The 18,296-nt window shown below is 39.9% G+C and carries 12 protein-coding genes; 3 read left to right on the top strand and 9 right to left on the bottom strand.

The features are described from left to right. Positions 1–9: 9 nt before the first annotated feature. Positions 10–762, bottom strand: coding sequence for a hypothetical protein (locus ACSBL2_RS03500; RefSeq protein WP_442590288.1), 753 nt, complete (start codon positions 760–762; stop codon positions 10–12). 396 nt (positions 763–1,158) lie between these two features. On the opposite strand from ACSBL2_RS03500, the gene ACSBL2_RS03495 reads away from it, so the two are divergent. Continuing rightward, positions 1,159–1,458 carry a helix-turn-helix domain-containing protein gene (locus tag ACSBL2_RS03495; protein WP_442590287.1) on the top strand — a complete coding sequence of 100 codons (300 nt, stop codon included), beginning with the start codon at positions 1,159–1,161 and terminating at the stop codon, positions 1,456–1,458. A 57-nt stretch (positions 1,459–1,515) separates the two neighbouring features. On the opposite strand, the gene ACSBL2_RS03490 is transcribed toward ACSBL2_RS03495, so the two are convergent. From ACSBL2_RS03490 to ACSBL2_RS03475, 4 genes are all read right to left on the bottom strand, one after another. Then, positions 1,516–2,262, bottom strand: coding sequence for a hypothetical protein (locus tag ACSBL2_RS03490; protein ID WP_442590286.1), 747 nt, complete (start codon positions 2,260–2,262; stop codon positions 1,516–1,518). Between the two features lie 75 nt (positions 2,263–2,337). Continuing rightward, positions 2,338–3,084, bottom strand: a complete 747-nt coding sequence (locus ACSBL2_RS03485; protein ID WP_442590285.1) for a hypothetical protein — start codon at positions 3,082–3,084, stop codon at positions 2,338–2,340. Positions 3,085–3,472: 388 nt separating this feature from the next. Next, entirely contained in the window at positions 3,473–4,918 is a 1,446-nt protein-coding gene (locus tag ACSBL2_RS03480) for a RagB/SusD family nutrient uptake outer membrane protein (RefSeq protein ID WP_442590284.1), read from the bottom strand. Positions 4,919–4,929: 11 nt separating this feature from the next. Further along, positions 4,930–8,049 (bottom strand): SusC/RagA family TonB-linked outer membrane protein, encoded by a 3,120-nt coding sequence (locus tag ACSBL2_RS03475; protein ID WP_442590283.1) that lies wholly within the window; start codon positions 8,047–8,049, stop codon positions 4,930–4,932. Positions 8,050–9,018: 969 nt separating this feature from the next. On the opposite strand from ACSBL2_RS03475, the gene ACSBL2_RS03470 reads away from it, so the two are divergent. Continuing rightward, positions 9,019–9,489 carry a VOC family protein gene (locus ACSBL2_RS03470; RefSeq protein ID WP_442590282.1) on the top strand — a complete coding sequence of 157 codons (471 nt, stop codon included), beginning with the start codon at positions 9,019–9,021 and terminating at the stop codon, positions 9,487–9,489. Between the two features lie 144 nt (positions 9,490–9,633). Then, complete coding sequence (locus ACSBL2_RS03465) at positions 9,634–10,923, top strand: murein hydrolase activator EnvC family protein (protein WP_442590281.1); 1,290 nt, start codon at positions 9,634–9,636, stop codon at positions 10,921–10,923. A 213-nt stretch (positions 10,924–11,136) separates the two neighbouring features. On the opposite strand, the gene ACSBL2_RS03460 is transcribed toward ACSBL2_RS03465, so the two are convergent. The 4 genes from ACSBL2_RS03460 to ACSBL2_RS03445 form a co-directional block, all read right to left on the bottom strand. Next, positions 11,137–11,808 (bottom strand): GIY-YIG nuclease family protein, encoded by a 672-nt coding sequence (locus tag ACSBL2_RS03460; protein WP_442590280.1) that lies wholly within the window; start codon positions 11,806–11,808, stop codon positions 11,137–11,139. A 479-nt stretch (positions 11,809–12,287) separates the two neighbouring features. Further along, positions 12,288–13,340 carry a helix-turn-helix domain-containing protein gene (locus tag ACSBL2_RS03455; protein ID WP_442590279.1) on the bottom strand — a complete coding sequence of 351 codons (1,053 nt, stop codon included), beginning with the start codon at positions 13,338–13,340 and terminating at the stop codon, positions 12,288–12,290. Between the two features lie 454 nt (positions 13,341–13,794). After that, positions 13,795–15,906, bottom strand: a complete 2,112-nt coding sequence (locus ACSBL2_RS03450) for a discoidin domain-containing protein (RefSeq protein WP_442590278.1) — start codon at positions 15,904–15,906, stop codon at positions 13,795–13,797. Between the two features lie 52 nt (positions 15,907–15,958). Further along, the gene (locus tag ACSBL2_RS03445) at positions 15,959–18,295 is read right to left on the bottom strand and encodes a family 20 glycosylhydrolase (protein WP_442590277.1); all 2,337 of its coding nucleotides are present in this window, start codon (positions 18,293–18,295) and stop codon (positions 15,959–15,961) included. Between the last annotated feature and the right edge of the window lies 1 nt (position 18,296).

Here is an 18,296-nt window from a genome sequence, read left to right as displayed (position 1 = left end):
AGGCCAGCCTTAATTTATGGTCACCCGTAAAGCATTATACCATTCCGCATAAAAAATTTTATACATAACCAGCCGGTATTCCGCATCTGTTTCCTTTTCCATCTCTTCATCAAGGTCTAGCAATCTTAAAGCGTACTTCACATAGATATGTTCCTGCGGCAATGGCTTACGCTTACTTTTCTCATCCTTAACGAGCATGAGTAACAAAACACAGGTACTTGGGTTGACTACCTCTACCTGATATAAATTCATGGCTCTGTCTTCTGCGAGGGATACATTGTCGATAAAATATTGAAGTACCTGTTCCGTATCAGTCCCATTCATCATAGAAAGGATCCTGAAATTAAATGGAAAGCTCAGCACAAAATGTTGGTTCAACAGGGCCTCGGCAGGATAATCGGCTGAAGGAGGGATTTCGGCCGACCAGTCTTCCATCACCATCATGCCTGCGGAAAATTTAGACTCGGTAGAGATCTGTTTATTGTCTATAATGGATTTTAATTGCCTTTTATACCGTGTGGAAATGGCCTGCACCTCAGTATGGAGATGTGGAGAAGGTTTTGAATTGAACTTAACGATAAAATCAGCCATAACTTTAGTAGCCCATTTAGAGAGTGCCCCGGCTTCTCCCCCGCTAAATACATAAAAGGAAACCTGGTCAATAAAATTCTGGAGGACAATTTCAAACCTTATGTTATTGATGGTACAGGCAATCCTGAATTCTTCTGTATAGTTTAAGTTTATCGCTTGAGTTGATTCCATTTTTTCCGCATATCGCAGGTAATACATCAATTAATTATGCTCCGTAAGGAATCCCCCCTGTCGGGTATTTTCCTTATTCCATTTCTAATTCAATCCCAAAATACAAAATAAAACGCCTTAATCACACATATATATGTAAACAACAACTGAATTACACTACATTTCAGGGAAAATTCCCTTGGGATAGAAGCAGTTTATACTGTCTAGGAGATTACCAATAACACCTCTTCAAAACAAAATAAAGCCAGCCATGTTTACATTCTTGAGTGCTAAGTGCTCATCTACAGATGATTTACAGATAATTATTTAATTACATACATAGATGTAATTCACATGTAAATATATTTGTTTTTTAGTGGTTATGAAATTTGCATAAAATAAATTACTAAGGCTGACATGGAAGGGAAAATAAAGCTTGACCTCATAGAGCAACATGTAATTGATTTCGTCAGAAAATTAAGGACCGATAAACAATTACGACAGGAAGATATTGCCTATATCATAGGAGTTAAGGCTTCCTTTATAGGAAATGTCGAAAATGGAGGAAACCCGGCAAAGTACAACCTGAAACATATCAATATCTTTGCTGATCATTTTGGTCTTTCTCCAAAAGATTTTCTTCCTGAAAAACCATTGGAAAGTATTAGGAAGCCAAGAGTCTCCATTTCGAAGAAAAAAAAGGGGCATCACCTGTAGCATGCCCATGCTACTCCTATCCTTACGGTCTCCCTTTCCTCACCATTGCAACAATCTTCAATTCATATCATTGAACAACTCATTATACCATTCCCTGTAAAGTTCCCTGTAAGCTTTTATACGGACCTCTACATCACCAACTTCAGAAAGCCAGCCATCAAGATCTTTCAATTTTTCAGAAAATTTCTCATGGACTGGGGTACGCACAACATGTTCCGCCCTTTTTATTGCCGTTACGCGCAATTCCAGCATGGCCATACTGGATTCAGTATTCACATCATCAAGAAGGTTGACAGCCCGGTCAACGGCTAACGAGATCCTGTCAACCAGATACTGTAAAGGGGTGATGATATCCAGTCCGTTTACCCTACAGAGGAGGTTGAGGTCAAAAGAAATGATCAATGTTTTTCCATCTTCGTCCATTATAGAGGTTTCGTAGTTGACCATGGGTAACATTTCCAAAGCCCATTCTTCCATTAAATAAAAACTCTCCTGAATTTTTTCCAGCGTGGTCAGGTGTGGATTATCCGCCAGCTTAGTGATCAACTGGATATGTTTCAGAAATACCCGTTTGACCTTTCTATCGGTGAGCGGCTCCAGATGACTCCCGATCTCATCCCTGCACTCCGCAATGATTTGGGTGGCCATCATCCCTGCCGTATCCATATCGCCACCGTTAAAGGCGTAAAAGGAGGCCTTATTGATAAAATACTGCACCAATTCATCACAGGTTATACCATTGAGTTTACAGGCGATCCTGAAGTCTTCAGTGTATCTTAGCCTTGGTTGTTGTTTTGAATCCATATTTTAATTGGTTTTATCATCACCATGGAGGCATATGTATTATATTCATATAAAAGAGACCAAGGCTACAATGATTCATATTTGAACAGCCGGTACGCCGACCAGGGTATTATACCAGTCGAGATAAAATTCCGTATAGCAGTCTACCCGCTGCCAGAGATCCGGCTGGCGATATTGTTGCTCGTCAAGTTTTAACAGCAACAGGATGTATTTCCTATAAATTTCCTGGTTGGGCATCACCTTATTTCTCATTTCAGCATTATTGATCACTACAAGCAGTAGGATAGCCATGGCAGGATTGGGTATCGCATGATCAAATAAATGGGCAGCCCTTTCCCTCGCTAATGAAATATTATTGATAAAACATTGCAATAATTCCCCTGAACTGAGTCCATGGACACGACAAAGGAGATTAAAATCAAAGCTGATCTGCAGTAAATGAGGCCCTGTATCGAATGTAGTTTCATAATTGGTTAAAGGTAGCATCTCATCTGACCAGGCCTTGATATACAAGGCGCTTTGCTTTGCCTTACTTCCCTTAGAAAGATGATCATTCAAGCTCAAGCTGGTTAGGATTTTGATATATTTTAAGGTAATCCCCTGAATTTCGACATCACTGATTTTGCTGATAATCCCGTCAAACGTAGTTGTGCAATCTGTAGCTACTTTTGTAGCCCATTGATAAACCAATTCCATTTCCCCACCGATGAAGGTATAGAAAGAAACGTGATCAATAAAAAACTGAAGGAGTTCCTCAGCTTTCACGTTGTTTATCTTGCAGGCTATCTTAAACTCTTCCGTGTAATTAAGATTAGTTTGCATGCTTATGCCCATTTCATATTGATCAAAGCCAGTTCCCATACCCCATATTATTAATGATTGCCAAATCAGTTAACCCCGGATCGTATCTTGTTCAGGTACAGTCATAAATTTGATGAAAAATAACTTTTTTGATTAAAAACAACAAAGAAAACAAACTATTTATTTTCAATCAATTACAATGCTTAAGTTTTATTTATTGAATAAGCATATTTAAGTATGATGGAACAAAACATAAACGTTTTTTTACGGTGATTTGAAGAGGTCTCTATCTCTCGGCTAAGCCTTCAGGCTTAGGATCAAGCCAATGATAAACTATTTGCAAAAAAAAGCCTGGTGAATCTAAATGAAACACCAGGCCCTTATTTATTCTTTTATATAATTTTGCTGTTTACAAAGGATTCTGAACCATGTTAGGGTTCGCATCAAGCTCAGCTTGTGGGATGGGTAAAGCAAAACGTTTATCCCCGGAAGCAATTACCAGCTTAGACCAATGACTTACTGACGCAGACCTGTCTAATGTTTGTTTTGTCCTCAGGATATCGTAATACCGATGTCCCTCCCCAAACAATTCTTTTCTTCTTTCCAGTAAGATCTCCTGAATAAGTGCATTGCCTGTACGAAGTGATAACACAGCCGTTGGAATTGCACGTTGCTGGATCAATAATAATGCAGCTTTAGCAGCGACTTCATTTCCTAACCTGGCTTCAGCTTCAGCTTCAATCAGTACCATCTCTGAAGTCCTCATCATGAGCTGATCGTTATCCCAGGCGCCCCTGAAAATAAATTTACTGATGAAATACCCATTGTTATCTAAGTAGTATTCACCCGAAGTCAGTGGATCACCTTGCTCATCAGGTACCCTAAATTGGTTTTTCCGAATATCATCATCTGCGAAAGTATCGAAAAACTCTTCTGATACACGGAAACTTGAATATCCCTGATCATACGGATCATAGAATGATTGTACTTGCAAAAATCCATTATTATCAGAAGGAAGTGTATTCAATGCCCAAATCCATTCTGCTGTAGGAGTCGAAAATCCTGCGAGAAGATCTGATGCCGGAGATAAGGATTTGCTGGCAATAACTAATTTAGCAAATTTACTGGCATTGGTATAATCGGCCATGGTCAAGTATACTCTTGCCAGTAATCCTTGGATAGTAGGTTTATTTAATCTGTATACATTCGTTACCGAAGCAGGAAAATTTGCCTCAGCATATACAAGATCAGCCAGAATTGACGTGTAAACCTCTGCTACCGTATTTCGGGCTGGAGGAACATCAGCTGGTACTAAAGATTTCTCCACAACAGGTACCCCTAAAGCAGCGGGATCTACGACATATGGCTTTGCACCGAATTCCCTAATCAGATTAAAATGTGCAAAAGCACGCAATGCTCTGGCTTCTGAGGAATATTGCAATTTCAAAGCATCAGAAATAGGAGCTGCATCAATATTCTCAAGCAATTGATTGCAATTCGCTATAATCTTATAAGAATAAGTCCAATGGTCAGATAGTTCGCTGTTATTAACAGTTTCTATGTATTGGTAACCCGCAATAAAACGATTGTAGTTATTTACAGAATTCACCAATACATCTTCGCCTTTCACATCCATATTCAAAGTGATATTATTGGCATAACCAGAATAGGTAACCAGATCATAAAGACCGGTCATTGCTGCTACCAACTTTTCAGGGGTATTAAAAGCTTCCGTGTTTGGAATTGCATTAGAAGGAGTAACATCCAAAAAGTCCTTTTTGCAGCCACTCAGCACCGTAGCAGAAACTAAAGCTGCCAGGAGTGCTATTTTTATTTTATGATTTATAAATTTCATGTTTGTCTAAATTAGAATCCGATTTTTAATCCAAGAGAGATACTTTTCACGTTTGGCACGTCGTTGTCATTAAGACCGGTAATAGCAGTTTCCGGATCCATTCCTTTGTGTTTTGCAAAAGTGAAGGCATTCTCAGCACTAACAAATAAACGTGCATTGGATAATCCAACTGTTTTGGCCCAATCCGACTTCAAGTTATACCCAACAGATATATTTTTTACACGGATATAGGAACCATCAAAAAGGAATCTGGTGGATTGATTATGTCCTAAATCTGGGTTTGTAGGCACGAATCTTGGCGTATTTGTAATATCACCCGGATTTTTCCAGGAATTGTACACATCAACCGATAAAGACTGGCCACTAACAGCTCCTCCATGCATGAGGGCAGCATATAGACTGTCGTATATTTTTCCGCCATAACTATAGAATAAGAAAACAGACAGATCAAACTGCTTATAAGCAAACCTGTTGGTTAATCCTCCGGTGAATTTCGGTAAGGCCGAACCATTCTCATAACGGGTGGCATTGTTCCATGTCTTGGTGGTAGTTTTCACGCCATCAGCTCCATCGATGTACCACATTGGCTTACCATCTGCAGGATCAACCCCAGCATACTCCCTTAAATAGAATTGGTACCTGTCACTCCCTGTACGGATGATTTTAGTTCCATCAATTACACGGTCATTGGTGATGCTATTGATTTTATTCTTAGTTGTGGTAATATTCCAGCTCACATTCCAGGAGAAATTATCATTTTTAACCGCATCTCCATTTAAGGCAATATCAAAGCCTCTATTGTTCATCGAAGCAAGGTTGGTTTGGGTTGATGGGAAACCTGTAGTCCTTGACAACGGCAATAAATATAAAATTCCATCGCCAGTTCTGCTAAAATAAGAGATCTCAGCATTTACACGGCTGTTGAAAAGTGAAAATTCCAATCCCAGATCCAACTGTTTATTCGCTTCCCACTTTAAGTCCACATTTGGTAACTGTGCGTAGCTCATTCCAGGGAGGCCTTCGTAATTATTACCCAGTCCATAAAGTCCTTGTGAGGCATATCTGCTATAGCGTGGGTTAACAGGATTGTTGAACAAGTCATTACCAGAGGTACCATAACTTGCTCTTAGTTTTAACTCATTTAACCAAGTCAGATCTTTCATGAAATCTTCCTGGGTTATTCTCCAGGCCGCACCAACAGAATAAAAAGTACCATACTGATGGGTTTTAGCAAATAAACTTGATCCGTCATATCTCAGTGATCCTGTAAGGTAATACCTGTTATTGAAGTCATAATTTACCCTCGAGAATAACGAAGACAGTCTTCTGTCCGTGTAATAGGAATCGGCAGTAACAGGAGACGAGGCATTGCCCAATGCAGGCACACCGTCAAATGGATAAGTAGTCGCCGCAGCATTAATAAAGTCATAATGATCTTTAAAAGCTTCCTGACCAGCTAATATATCCAAATTGTGTAAGCCAAAGCGCTTAGTGTAATTTAGTGTATTGGTGATGGTAAGACTTAATGTTTGCACACTATATCTTTCCCCGCGACCCTTTACGTTGGATCCATTTCCATGTTCCGTATTATAATATAATTGCTCACGGTTGTTGAGGTAATCTACTCCAAAATTACTTTTGAACTTAAGGTTTTGAAGTAAATTTACTTCAACGTAAGGATTAACTATAGCCCTCGCGGTCTGCGTTTTATACAAATCCTTAGAGGCTATTCCAACCGGATTGAAATCGTTTGCAATTGGATTTTTGTAGTTATAAATCAAATTGCCTTCCAAATCTTTTACTGGTGTCCCAGTAGCATCCAATTGATACAAAGGATGAACATTAGCTACCAAATCGCCAAAACGAACGGGGTTAGCACCACCACCAGCACCTGCAGGAGTATTCTGGTCAGTATAAGATAGTGTAGTGTTAATACCCATGTTCAACCAGTTGTTTACCTGGTTAGACACATTAATCTTGGTAGAATACCGTTTAAAATCTGAAGAAAGTACAATACCCTTCTGATCGAAATAGCCACCAGAGATGAAGAATTTGGTTTTTTCATTTCCCCCTTGAGCAGATACGTTAACGTCTTTGGTCACACCCCGGTTAATCACTTCGTCTCTCCAATCGGTGTCATAGTACAATGATGCCCCAGGATTTAATACACCATCAATGCCAAAAGGAGTAGTTGTATTAAACGGATTAATTGCTAATCTGGCTATTGTTGAAGCATTAGATCTGGTAGCAGCAGCAGCTGGTGTTTGTCCTGCTGCGATATTTGACTTATAGTATGAATCAAAGTAAAGTTTAAAATAATCTGATGCCCCAAGTGTCTCATGTTTTTTAACGGCGATACCCTGATACCCTCCGGTTACGGAGGCAGTGAATTGGGTTGCGCCGTTTTTACCTTTTTTAGTGGTGATCACGATTACCCCGTTGGCACCCCTTGAACCGTATAAGGCAGCAGCCGATGCATCCTTTAATACAGTTAGGGACTCAATATCTGCAGGATTAATGGTGGATAAGATATCTGAAGATTCCGCAACATTGGAATAATCCCCACTATTGATAGCTATACCGTCTATGACATAAAGTGGCTGGCTACTTGCATCAAGTGAACCAACGCCCCTGATACGGACGGTAGATGCCGCACCCGGTTGTCCAGATACACTGGAAACGGTTACGCCTGACACAGCACCTTGTAATGCCTTATCAAATGATGTTACAGGCCTATCGGCAAGAACTGCCGACTTAACCACACTTGCCGAACCGGTATAAGCTTCTTTCTTTACCGTACCATAGGCCACCACAACCACATCACTAAGCGTTTGTGCATCGGGATCCAATACTACATTTATCGTAGTACGTGTCCCAACAGTAATAGTCTGACTGGCATATCCCAGTGAAGAAAATTGAATTGCTGTTGCACCGGCAGGCAATACAATAGAGAATCTGCCGTTAGCATTAGATTGGGTTCCCCCCTGACTTCCTTGTATCCGGATAGATACCCCTGGAACTGGTTTTCCGTCATCACTCCCAGTAATGACGCCTGTAATTGTACGTTGTTGTGCCAAAACAGTAGAGGCAACAAAAAACAGTACAAAGATACTTTGTAAAATTTTCCTCATGGATTGTTGATTAGGTAGTTAATAGTATAATTAACATGCAATATACCTCCACAACAGCCTACAACACAACATTAATGTTCGGTAAAATACATTTACACAGTATTTAAAATACTAATAAAACAATTTAGCAGAACATTATTCCAAATAATTGAATAAAACGAATTATTATTCCACCGACATATAGCCTGATAGGATCAAAAAAAATTAGCATTCATGGCCATAAATCACTATTTCCAATAAAAACAGTAATTTTTTTATTAGAATGTCAAGAATTATTGAAAAAACAAAAACAGCGAAATAATATGCATGCATAAGAATAAAATTCAAGTTAAAATGCCTTTGTCGTATGCACTTCCCTTCTGGATTGAAGGCCTCAAATAGCCGCAGTATCCCATTTAAGAGATAAATATTACCGCTCAATAGAAATGTAATGCAAATATTACAAACCACCAAGATAAAAAATAACATAATAAAAATTACACAAAATACTGTACAACAAATACTTAACACCACAAAAAACAAAAATACCCTACCAAAACAGTAGATTAACTGTCCATTTTATTCAAATCAACGAAATGATATAAACATAAAATTTAATAAATTAAAATGTCAAATTCAGTTTAACAGAAATACCCAAAGAATTAACAGAATTAGGGAAGATCTTCGTTTATTCAAAATAAAAATTTAAAATATTTTGAAACAATTGCATTAAAGACAAAGATTGATCATCTATTTAAACGATTACCATACCAACATTTTTAGCAATGTCCATGCGAATAATTCACATATTGAGTATACAAACCCCAATTAACAGGTTAAAATGGAATAATAGTGCACCAGTTGAAATCTACACATCCAGTCTTTTTTAGAAAAAATGCATCCAATGTATTGAAATCCGGATTCAGCAAAGCTGTTGCTGATGTACGGAATCCATACAAAAGACAGTATATTTATTAGTCTAAACCAAATATGATGAAATCAATTTCAACCCTGCTTACAGTCTGTATGGTATGCCTCTCTTTTTCGCAATCCCAGGCCCAGGCATCAATTACCAGCGAAAGCGCAAAACTTAACCATATCGCTGTTTATGTAAATGACCTCAACAAAAGTGGAGCCTTTTACCAATCCCTGCTGCAACTTGTAAAAATAGATGAGCCTTTTAAAGATGGTAAACACATCTGGTTCACGTTAGGTTCTGCAGGACAAATGCATCTGATCCAGGGTCCACATCATCAAAGAATAAAATATAATAAAAACGAACACCTGTGTTTTAGTGTTACCTCTATTGTAGATTTTATCACCCGGCTTGACCAGCAAAAAATTGAATATGTGAATTGGGAAGGTACGGCAAAAGCACCTACGGTAAGAATAGACGGAGTGAAACAGATTTATTTTCAGGATCCTGACGGACATTGGCTAGAAGTAAATGATGCGCGCTGATCCTGAATAATTTAGCATTGCCATTTTTAATGGCTGCCAACAGACAGTAGAATGATGTATAAAACTAGAAAAGTTGATAAATTATTTTTGGTAACTTGCGCCCAAATGAGGTTATATAAACTATTTCTAGTCCTATTCTTGTTCATGAACGCATCTGCGGCCTTTTCTCAAAGCAGCTATGCACTGAAAAAAAAGAAACAAGCCTTACAGCGTGAAATTAATTTGCTGCAAAAAAATGCCAATCTGGCAGCAAGAAATAAGAGACTGACCATTAGCCAGATTAATGCCCTGAATACCAAAATAGGCTTAATGCAGGATAAGATAACCGTCATCAATTCAGAGATGAAGAACCTGGATAACCAGATTACTGAAAATACCCATACGGTACAAAACCTCAAAGGCCAACTGGGAGAACTCAAGGCTTCTTACGCAGGGATGATGCGCTTCGCACAGCGGAACAAAAACTCTTATGACAAAATGATGTTTATATTTTCATCAAGCAGTTTCAATCAGGCTTATAAAAGAATTAAATATTTACAGCAATTTGGAGAATACCGAAAAAAACAGGCAGATTATATTCTCGGTAAACAGAAAGACCTTAAATACAAAATTGTTATCCTGGATAAAAGCCTGAAAGAAAAAACCAGTCTCGTACAAGAGCAGGAACAGGAGAAAAATAAGCTGGGAGAAAGTAAATCGCAACAATCTGTTATCCTCAATAAATTCAGTAAACAGGAAAAACAGTACCGACAGGATATTGCTACCCGAAAAAAGAAACAGGCACAATTAGACCAACAGATCCGTGCTGCTATTGCACGTGATATTGCCATTGCGAAGCAGAAAGCAATTGCCGCAGCAAAAGCGGAAGCAGCAAGGATAGCAGCCGTAAAAGCAGCGAAACTAAAAGCAGCAAGAGCCGCAGCAGCAAAAACAGGTAATACCAAGGCATTGGCTGCTGCAGAAAAGGAGGCCGCTACAGAAAGTACTGCAAGCACCAGCACAAATTACCTGACCGCTACGCCGAAATCAGCAAAATTATCATCTGCTTTTGAGAGTAACCGTGGCTCGCTGCCATGGCCGGTTAGCAGTGGCTCCATTACAGAGCGATTTGGCAGGCATATGGAAGGACAGGCATCCTATACCAATGACGGAGTAAATATTGAAACAAGTGCAGGCGCTATGGTACGTGCTGTATTCAATGGTACAGTGAGCATTGTCAACAATCAATACGGCAGATATTTTATCTTAATTAAACACGGCGGATATTATACTGTTTACCAAAACCTGAGCTCTGTAAGCGTAGGTGCCGGAGATGCAGTAACAACAAAACAAGCTATCGGTGTAGTTGCGAATGATGAAGGCAGGCCACAGTTACAGTTCCAGATCAGAAGGGGTACTGTACCCCAAAATCCTGAAGCATGGATTGCTAAATAAGAATGCCCCACATGATCCCTGTCATTCCCATTACCCCAAGCTTACAAATAAAAAAAGAGGTTGCATCATAATCTCATGACCAGCCTCTTTTTTGTTGTTTTTAATCGCAATCCCTTACGGGAGCCTTTTCAAATATTCAATTCTCAGCGGCTCCATTTCAATTAGAATAAAGCCACTTCAAACTGTGAGTCGGAGCTCCATACTAAAGTTAATCTATACCCTGGTAGTCGCCCTGGACTTTAAGTTTTTGAACTGATATTCTGAAAGAAGATGTTTCCTTTCATTCACCTGTGTAAACGAAATTTGATTTTCCTCTTCCAATGTATTGATCAGGTCTTTCACTTTAGCATAGGCACAACGGTATAATTCACTTCCATTTTGGACCTTACCTATCTTCTCAGGTTCGTATGTAGCCTTATATTCGCTTAGTTTCTGGTTGAGGATACGTTCCAGCTTACCCAGGTTCTCCGTCCTTGCTTCATACAAAATTTCCCAGTCTTCAAAACCAGCAAGCTTAGATTTATGTAAGTTTAAATTTTTGATCCTGTCTTTTGAATCACTTGTAGAACCTACTTTAATTAGCCCTCCTTTAATAGAACCACCCAAATAAATATATCCGGGTTTATTCTCCCTTAATGCAAGGGCTATCTTTGAAGGATCACGTTGTGGACAGTGGCCACCAATGGTTTTGAAATTCAGGCTATGATCATCATTTTCACTGTCTGGCAAAGTGTTATAGGCAATAACTTTATTTGTATCAGACATATGTTGTATAAATTCAGCTGACATCTCTTCTCCCTGTGCGTCAATTAATAAATCGTCAGAGATTTTATGTTTCTTGATAAAGCTCTCCTGCTCCTTTGTCAATTCGTGTTTAATAATCATTTCCAAAATTAGTCATATTAATTGATTAAACGTTGGAACATGCATGAATTGATCAATTCCAAATTAACAACGATAGGAATTAAGCAAGCAATTTATGCACAAATAGTCGGTTTTAGCAAAATAGGCACGACCAGGCAATAGAGAAAGCTTATATTTTTTTCACATAAAAGGCATGGAAACATTTAGGGCACCAGTATCTTTTCACCCGTATAAAAGGCAAAACTGCCTTCATTAATGCACTTCTGGGAATACGGTAATTCGTGAGCGTACCACATCTGCTACATGGATAAGAGCTTGGTTCAACATTACCAGGAACTTCATCATTGTCCGTTCTTAAAATGGTATGCATATGTAGTCAATTTTTCGGGTTCCGACTGAATTACCTATATGGATTTCATATCCAAATTTAAGCGATGACAGGTATCCTTTACCATCCCGCTTGTCCTGCTTTACAAATTCAAGACAAGAAATATAAAACATTATTTCCCCAGGTGATGGGTATACTCAGATGGTGTTTTGCCGGTGATTTTTTTAAAAGCGGCATAAAACGGAGCCCTGGAAGAAAATCCTGCTTGGCTGGAAAGCCCTTCAATGGTGTACTGTTTCCAGTTGGGATCATATTTTATAATATGGATGACATACTCAATTCTGCGCTGGTTGATAAAATCACTGAAACGCTGGTTATAATGTTTGTTGAGGACAGAAGAAAGCAGGTGTGGAGCTACCCCCAGCTTCTGTGCAACATCGATTATCGTAACACCCGGTTGCCGGAATATTTGTGTATTGTCCATTAAGTCCTGAAGACGTGGAAGAAATTCATCCAGGAAAGCCTTGGATAAATCGGGTCTTAATTCCGGTCTAATGGTACTCGCAGGTGTTGGAACTGGTTGTTCTGTGGTAATATGTGGGTTGAGTATAGTCGGCTGACTCAACAAAAATAAACACAGTGCCATTAACCCAACGATGAGGATAAGGAATATATAATCGTACGGCGTATCCAGCTTATAGAATTCGTACCATTTTGATGCTTTCCGCATGGCAAAAACCATTAAAACATGGCCACAATAAAAAAAAGTAAAAAATGAGGCAATGAACTTTGCACCATGGTCCTGTGACAATTTCATGCCCCAGTTACGCATGATAATTTTCCAGGTAAAAAACATGTATACGATACCATGTATAGATGTGAGATCATAATGTATGATGGAAGGTATAAATAACCCGTTACCAATTTTTATGAGCGCTGAAGGATCTTTTAAAAATGCGGCTATTTCAATTTGTTTAACTGAAGGATCACCCAGGAAAATATAAGGAAATAAATCAATAAACGTTAATATGGCCGGTAAAAAGTGTAGCCAGTCATACTTCTTTAAACCCTTCCCCCCATTGTAGGTATCGCGTACATAAAAAAAGATAAATGGAGGGACCAGATAATAAAAAGGACTCCCCGATTTTAACAGGAAGAAGTAATCCACAATTACCTTTGACAAGATCATCTGGCCTAGAAATGTGTACCATGCAAAGATAATCATAGATGCACCCAATAGCCTTCTTCTGAATTGGAACTCAGAAGGCTTTACCAGTAAAACCAGCCCGAATAAGAAAAAACAAAATTCAGAACCTGACAACAGCCAATATACCAGACCTTCCATTTTGCCAATTACCTTAAAATTATAATCTTTCTCAAAGATAATTTTTTAAAGACATACCTACACAACCAATTTTACGAAAATCTCAAAATTCAATACTATAACAGAAGCAATGGGAATAAAAAGATGCCTTTAGGATCGGAAAATTTTAAAACCACTTATCACAATGCCCTACAAATTAGAATAAAGTTTAAAAATCGCTTTAAAGTCAGATCAAACACAAAAAAAAGGAGCAGAAAGCTTATCCCCTACTCCTTTTTTATGTCGATAACATTTTTTAAGTCCATCCCTTATCACACTCTTTTGATTTTAAGGCATAGAAATGTTAATGATTTGTTTAAAAACTACTTATGCCTATTTCTGCGGCCGTTATTCCATTCCCCTTTACACTCCTGTGTCCGGTAAAACGGATATACCTGGCTGAAACAGGTGATTTCAGCTTAATCACCTGATTGATAGGATTTGCGCGGATATTGGAAAACTCACCTGCCGCAACTTCCTGCCATTCCTTACCATCATTACTCAGTTCAAAGGAATATAAATCCACAATACCATCCAGACGTTTATCCTGGCGTGGCAGGTAACTAAATGAGGAAATAGCTATAGTTTTCTTTAAATCAATGCCAATACTTTGGGGTTGAAATTTTACTGTACTGTCATTTGATAATGTACTCCAGTAAGTCCCTGCATCTTCATCTATTGCTGCTGAGGCTTTTGTTCCTGTAGAATCAGCCATTATGGACCAGTCGTATTTGCTCAGCTCCAGTTCTGCACTCCCCAATTCACTGCTCTTCCCATTTATTTCAGCAATGGCCTTAATGACACCACCCTCAGTCAGCAAAAATGGAGCTTCGTAAACAGCGGACTTCAGGGTAGGTGTACTGCCATCAAGTGTATAATGCAGACTGGAAACCGGACTCTGTGTTTGTATAGAGACCCTGCCTTCCCTGTCACGGGAGATAACCGGTGCTGTTAAATGGTCGGGTTCTTTATATAAACCAAAATCACTCAAGGCAATCGCCACCGGAGATCCTGTGATCAGTAATCTCACTTTGTCTGCTTTAATGGTCTGTGGCAGCCTGATTAGCCTATTGGCACCAATACTGGTAGCACTGGCGATCTTCTTCCATTTCCCAGCTGTAAAAGCTTCTATTTCAAATGAGGAGATGCGTTGGCCCAATTTGATATTTTCGCGAAGGCGGATGACATTAAAACTTTTAGCTGTTCCCATGTCAACCGTTAATGAAGGAGTAGTCACCTTATCATCCGTGCTCCAATAGGAGTACCTGTCATCATCCAGCAAAAACTGGGTACCGAACTTAGCCTTATTCCCGCCACGTACATTACTGGCAGTTAACCGTGCTCCTTTTGCCAGGTTTAGCGCAAATGTCTGTTTCAGTATCTCGCCAAATTGTTTCAGCGAATTTACATCCGTATCATCCAGTCGCCCTTCCCTGTTCGGGGAAAGACCTAAATCAAGATTGGCCCCACGTCCCACGCTTTTATAATATAAATTCAGCAGGGTATAAGGCGATTTCACCTGATTGTTCTGGCTGGCATGATAGAACCATCCGGGTCTCAGCGAAACATCACATTCCGCAGGCATCCAGTATTTGCCCCCACGCGTCCCCTCTGTTCCTTCCCAGTACTTTACATAACCATTTGAAGGTATTTTTCCCTCGTCAGGGGCTTGCGGGGTATAGGTAGCCCAGCAGGTCTCACCAGCAAAACCTTCTTCATTTCCCACCCAGCGTATATCAGGGCCAACATCACCAAAAATTGTTGCTGAAGGCTGCAGTTTACGGATCATATCCCAGGTAGTATCCCAGCCATAGTAAGTACTGCGGTCAATCTTACGGGCTTCATTTTTCCCTCCGTAATAACCATCGCCACCATTGGCACCATCATGCCAGGAGATGAAAAGCTTGCCATAGTTGGAATATAGCTCCTGTAGCTGTTTTCGGTAAATATCCACATATTCAGGCTGGCCATATAAAGGACTATTCCTGTCCCAGGGCGAACAATAAAGGCCCATTTGCATGCCCAATTTCTCACATGCCAGCTGATACTCTTTCACCATATCTCCCTTCCCACCTTTCCAGCCAGTGTTACTGATATTGTGCGTAGTAGTTTTCGTTGGCCAGATACATAAACCGTCATGGTGTTTGGCAACAATGACCACACCTTTAAAACCTCCGTCTTTTGCAGCACCAACAATCTGTGAAGCGTCAAAATGAGCAGGATTAAATAGTGCAGGATCTTCATCTCCAAAACCCCATTCTTTATCTGTATAAGTATCCACACCGAAATGGATGATACAGTACATTTGCATTTCATGCCAGTTGAGCTGTGCTTTGGATGGCAATACCCCATAGGCTGCGGGTGCCTCCTGGCAGAACCCTGCAACCATATGTATCCATAAAAAAAACATTAAAACAGATTTCTTCATTAGTCTATATTTGCTTGTCAATTCAGTTTATTTGTTTGTAACCGCTAAAGCATTAATGTTTTAACCAGCTTGCAGGAACCTCTGCCAATGCAGCGCCATTTATACTGTACTTTAATTTTAAAGTATACCCGCCACCACCTTCAACAAAATTAAGTGCGATAGGCTGTAATCCTTTTTTTAGGGCAGCCTGACCACTTTTCTCAAAGGGGCCGTGCCATCCGTCATTATTGACGACTTCATTCCCTGCAATTTTTAAAATCCCCCCATCATCACAAGTCAGGTAAAAACTATAAATTCCGTCTTCAGGAATATCAAGGTACCCTGAATATTTCAGTCCAAAAGAGGGTGCATTAGCTTTCACTGGTACAACCACATTATTTACGACAAAAGTAGTTTCAGGGTTGTCGCCCATGAGCTTTGAACTTTTATATTCTCCGGGAAAATAATCACAGGTCAAACCTGCCTTTACAGCAGCCAATTCTACCGGCGCCGCCATGGCTTGTTGTTTATAATGTAAATCATACACCGTTCCACGTCTTCCCTCAGGAGTAAATGTCGCCATACGAATGAAAACAGCTTCTTTTATGGTCAGAGGTTGACCAAGCAGGGAAGAAGTTGCTGATGGCAGACTGCCATCAGTGGTATAGCGTATAGTCGTATTTAACAGGGGTTTTACAGGATTCAAGATCACCTGGTCAACAAACACATTGTATTCAGCCAGGCCAGAGAAATCCGGCAGCCTGTAACTTACCTTTAAGGCATCCAAACGACGGTAATGCACATTCAGGCGTTTCAGGTAAGATTCATACTGATCCTTATCCGACCATAAACGCTCCGCCAATGCCGTCATGCGCGGAAAAATCATATAGTCGGCACGAGCTTCCGTCGGAATCCTTTCCGTCCAGGTATTTGCCTGTGCACCGATAATACCTTTTCCTTCCACAGCAGTAAGTCCTGCCGGAACAGGATTAAAATGATAGACATTATCAATAGAATTCTGATCGGGATCGTTATCAAAGTAAAGCGGGTTACCCGGCGACATCACTACCTGATTTCCATTCTTTGCGGCTTTCACCGGTGCATCGGGTACCCATGAGCGCCAGTACATGACCATTGCAGTAGAACTTACCCCGTCTTCAAGGATCTCATCCCAGCCTATCAGCTTCCTGTTTTTTGAGTTGAAAAACTTCTCCATCCTATTGATAAAGTAACTCTGGAGTTCGGCTGAAGTTTTAAGGTTATTTTTTAACATAAATGCTTTGCACTCCTCAGATTTTTCCCAGCTACTGCGGTCAACTTCATCTCCGCCCACATGAATAAACTTACTTGGGAAGATATCCATGATCTCAGTAAAGATGTTTTCCGCAAACTCAAATGTTGCTTCATTACAGGGACAGATCGGTGTAGTAAACAACTTACCCCACTTGTTCTCGCCATTGCAGGTCAAAAAAGGATAACTGTTGATTGCAGCCATCATATGCCCAGGCATATCTACTTCAGGAATGATATCTATATGGCGTTCCAATGCATAAGCCACGATGCCTTTCATTTCTTCCTGTGTATAGAAACCTCCATAAAGCGTTTTTCCGTCTTTAACCTGGATATGTTTGGGATCGATGATAAAATCAGGATTATCCTTTGCTTTCACCATACAGGCAGAATCCTGGTTATTGAACGTACGCCATGCCCCTTCTTCTGTTAATTTTGGATATTTTTTGATCTCAATCCTCCAGCCCTGATCGTCGGTAAGGTGCAAATGGAACTTATTAAATTTGTACAATGCAAGCAGGTCGATAAATTTCTTCAGGTAACTGATAGAGAAGAAATGCCTGGACACATCCAGGTGCATCCCTCTCCAGGCATAGGCAGGATGATCGGCTATTTTCAATGCAGGCAGTGACAGCTTTTCAGCAAAGGTTTTACTGTGCTCATCTGCAGGAAGCAATTGCCGTATGGTTTCCACACCTCTGAACATTCCTGCAGCTTCTTTCGCTGAAAGAACAACTTCTCCGGCATCAATACTGAGTTCATATCCTTCAGGAGCAGCAATAGCCGCATTGTAACGTAAGATGATTGCCTTAGCCTTGTCTTTCCCTGACTTTACAGATTTGCCACTGTTTACTTTTAACCGCTTTCCTAAATATTGTTCCAGCAATAGATTCAGCTGTGCAGCTTCATTGTCGAAAAGATGGTTTTCTGTAATAATTACAGTTGCTGGCCCGAGAAGAAAACTCCCTTTACCCATGGCAAGTTCCGTAGGATAAGGGATTAAAGCCAGCTGGGCATGACTGTCCCTGGCAGCAACCTGCTGTGCGTTTACCCCACAAATACTCCCGATACCAAGCAGAAGTGCGAGTGAAATGATCTTTTTATATGATGGTTGTCTCATT

It is taken from the genome of Pedobacter sp. AW31-3R, assembly GCF_052180285.1.
Classification (GTDB): domain Bacteria; phylum Bacteroidota; class Bacteroidia; order Sphingobacteriales; family Sphingobacteriaceae; genus Pedobacter.
Note: the sequence above shows the minus strand (reverse complement) of the source record. Positions and strands in the feature narration are given on the sequence as shown.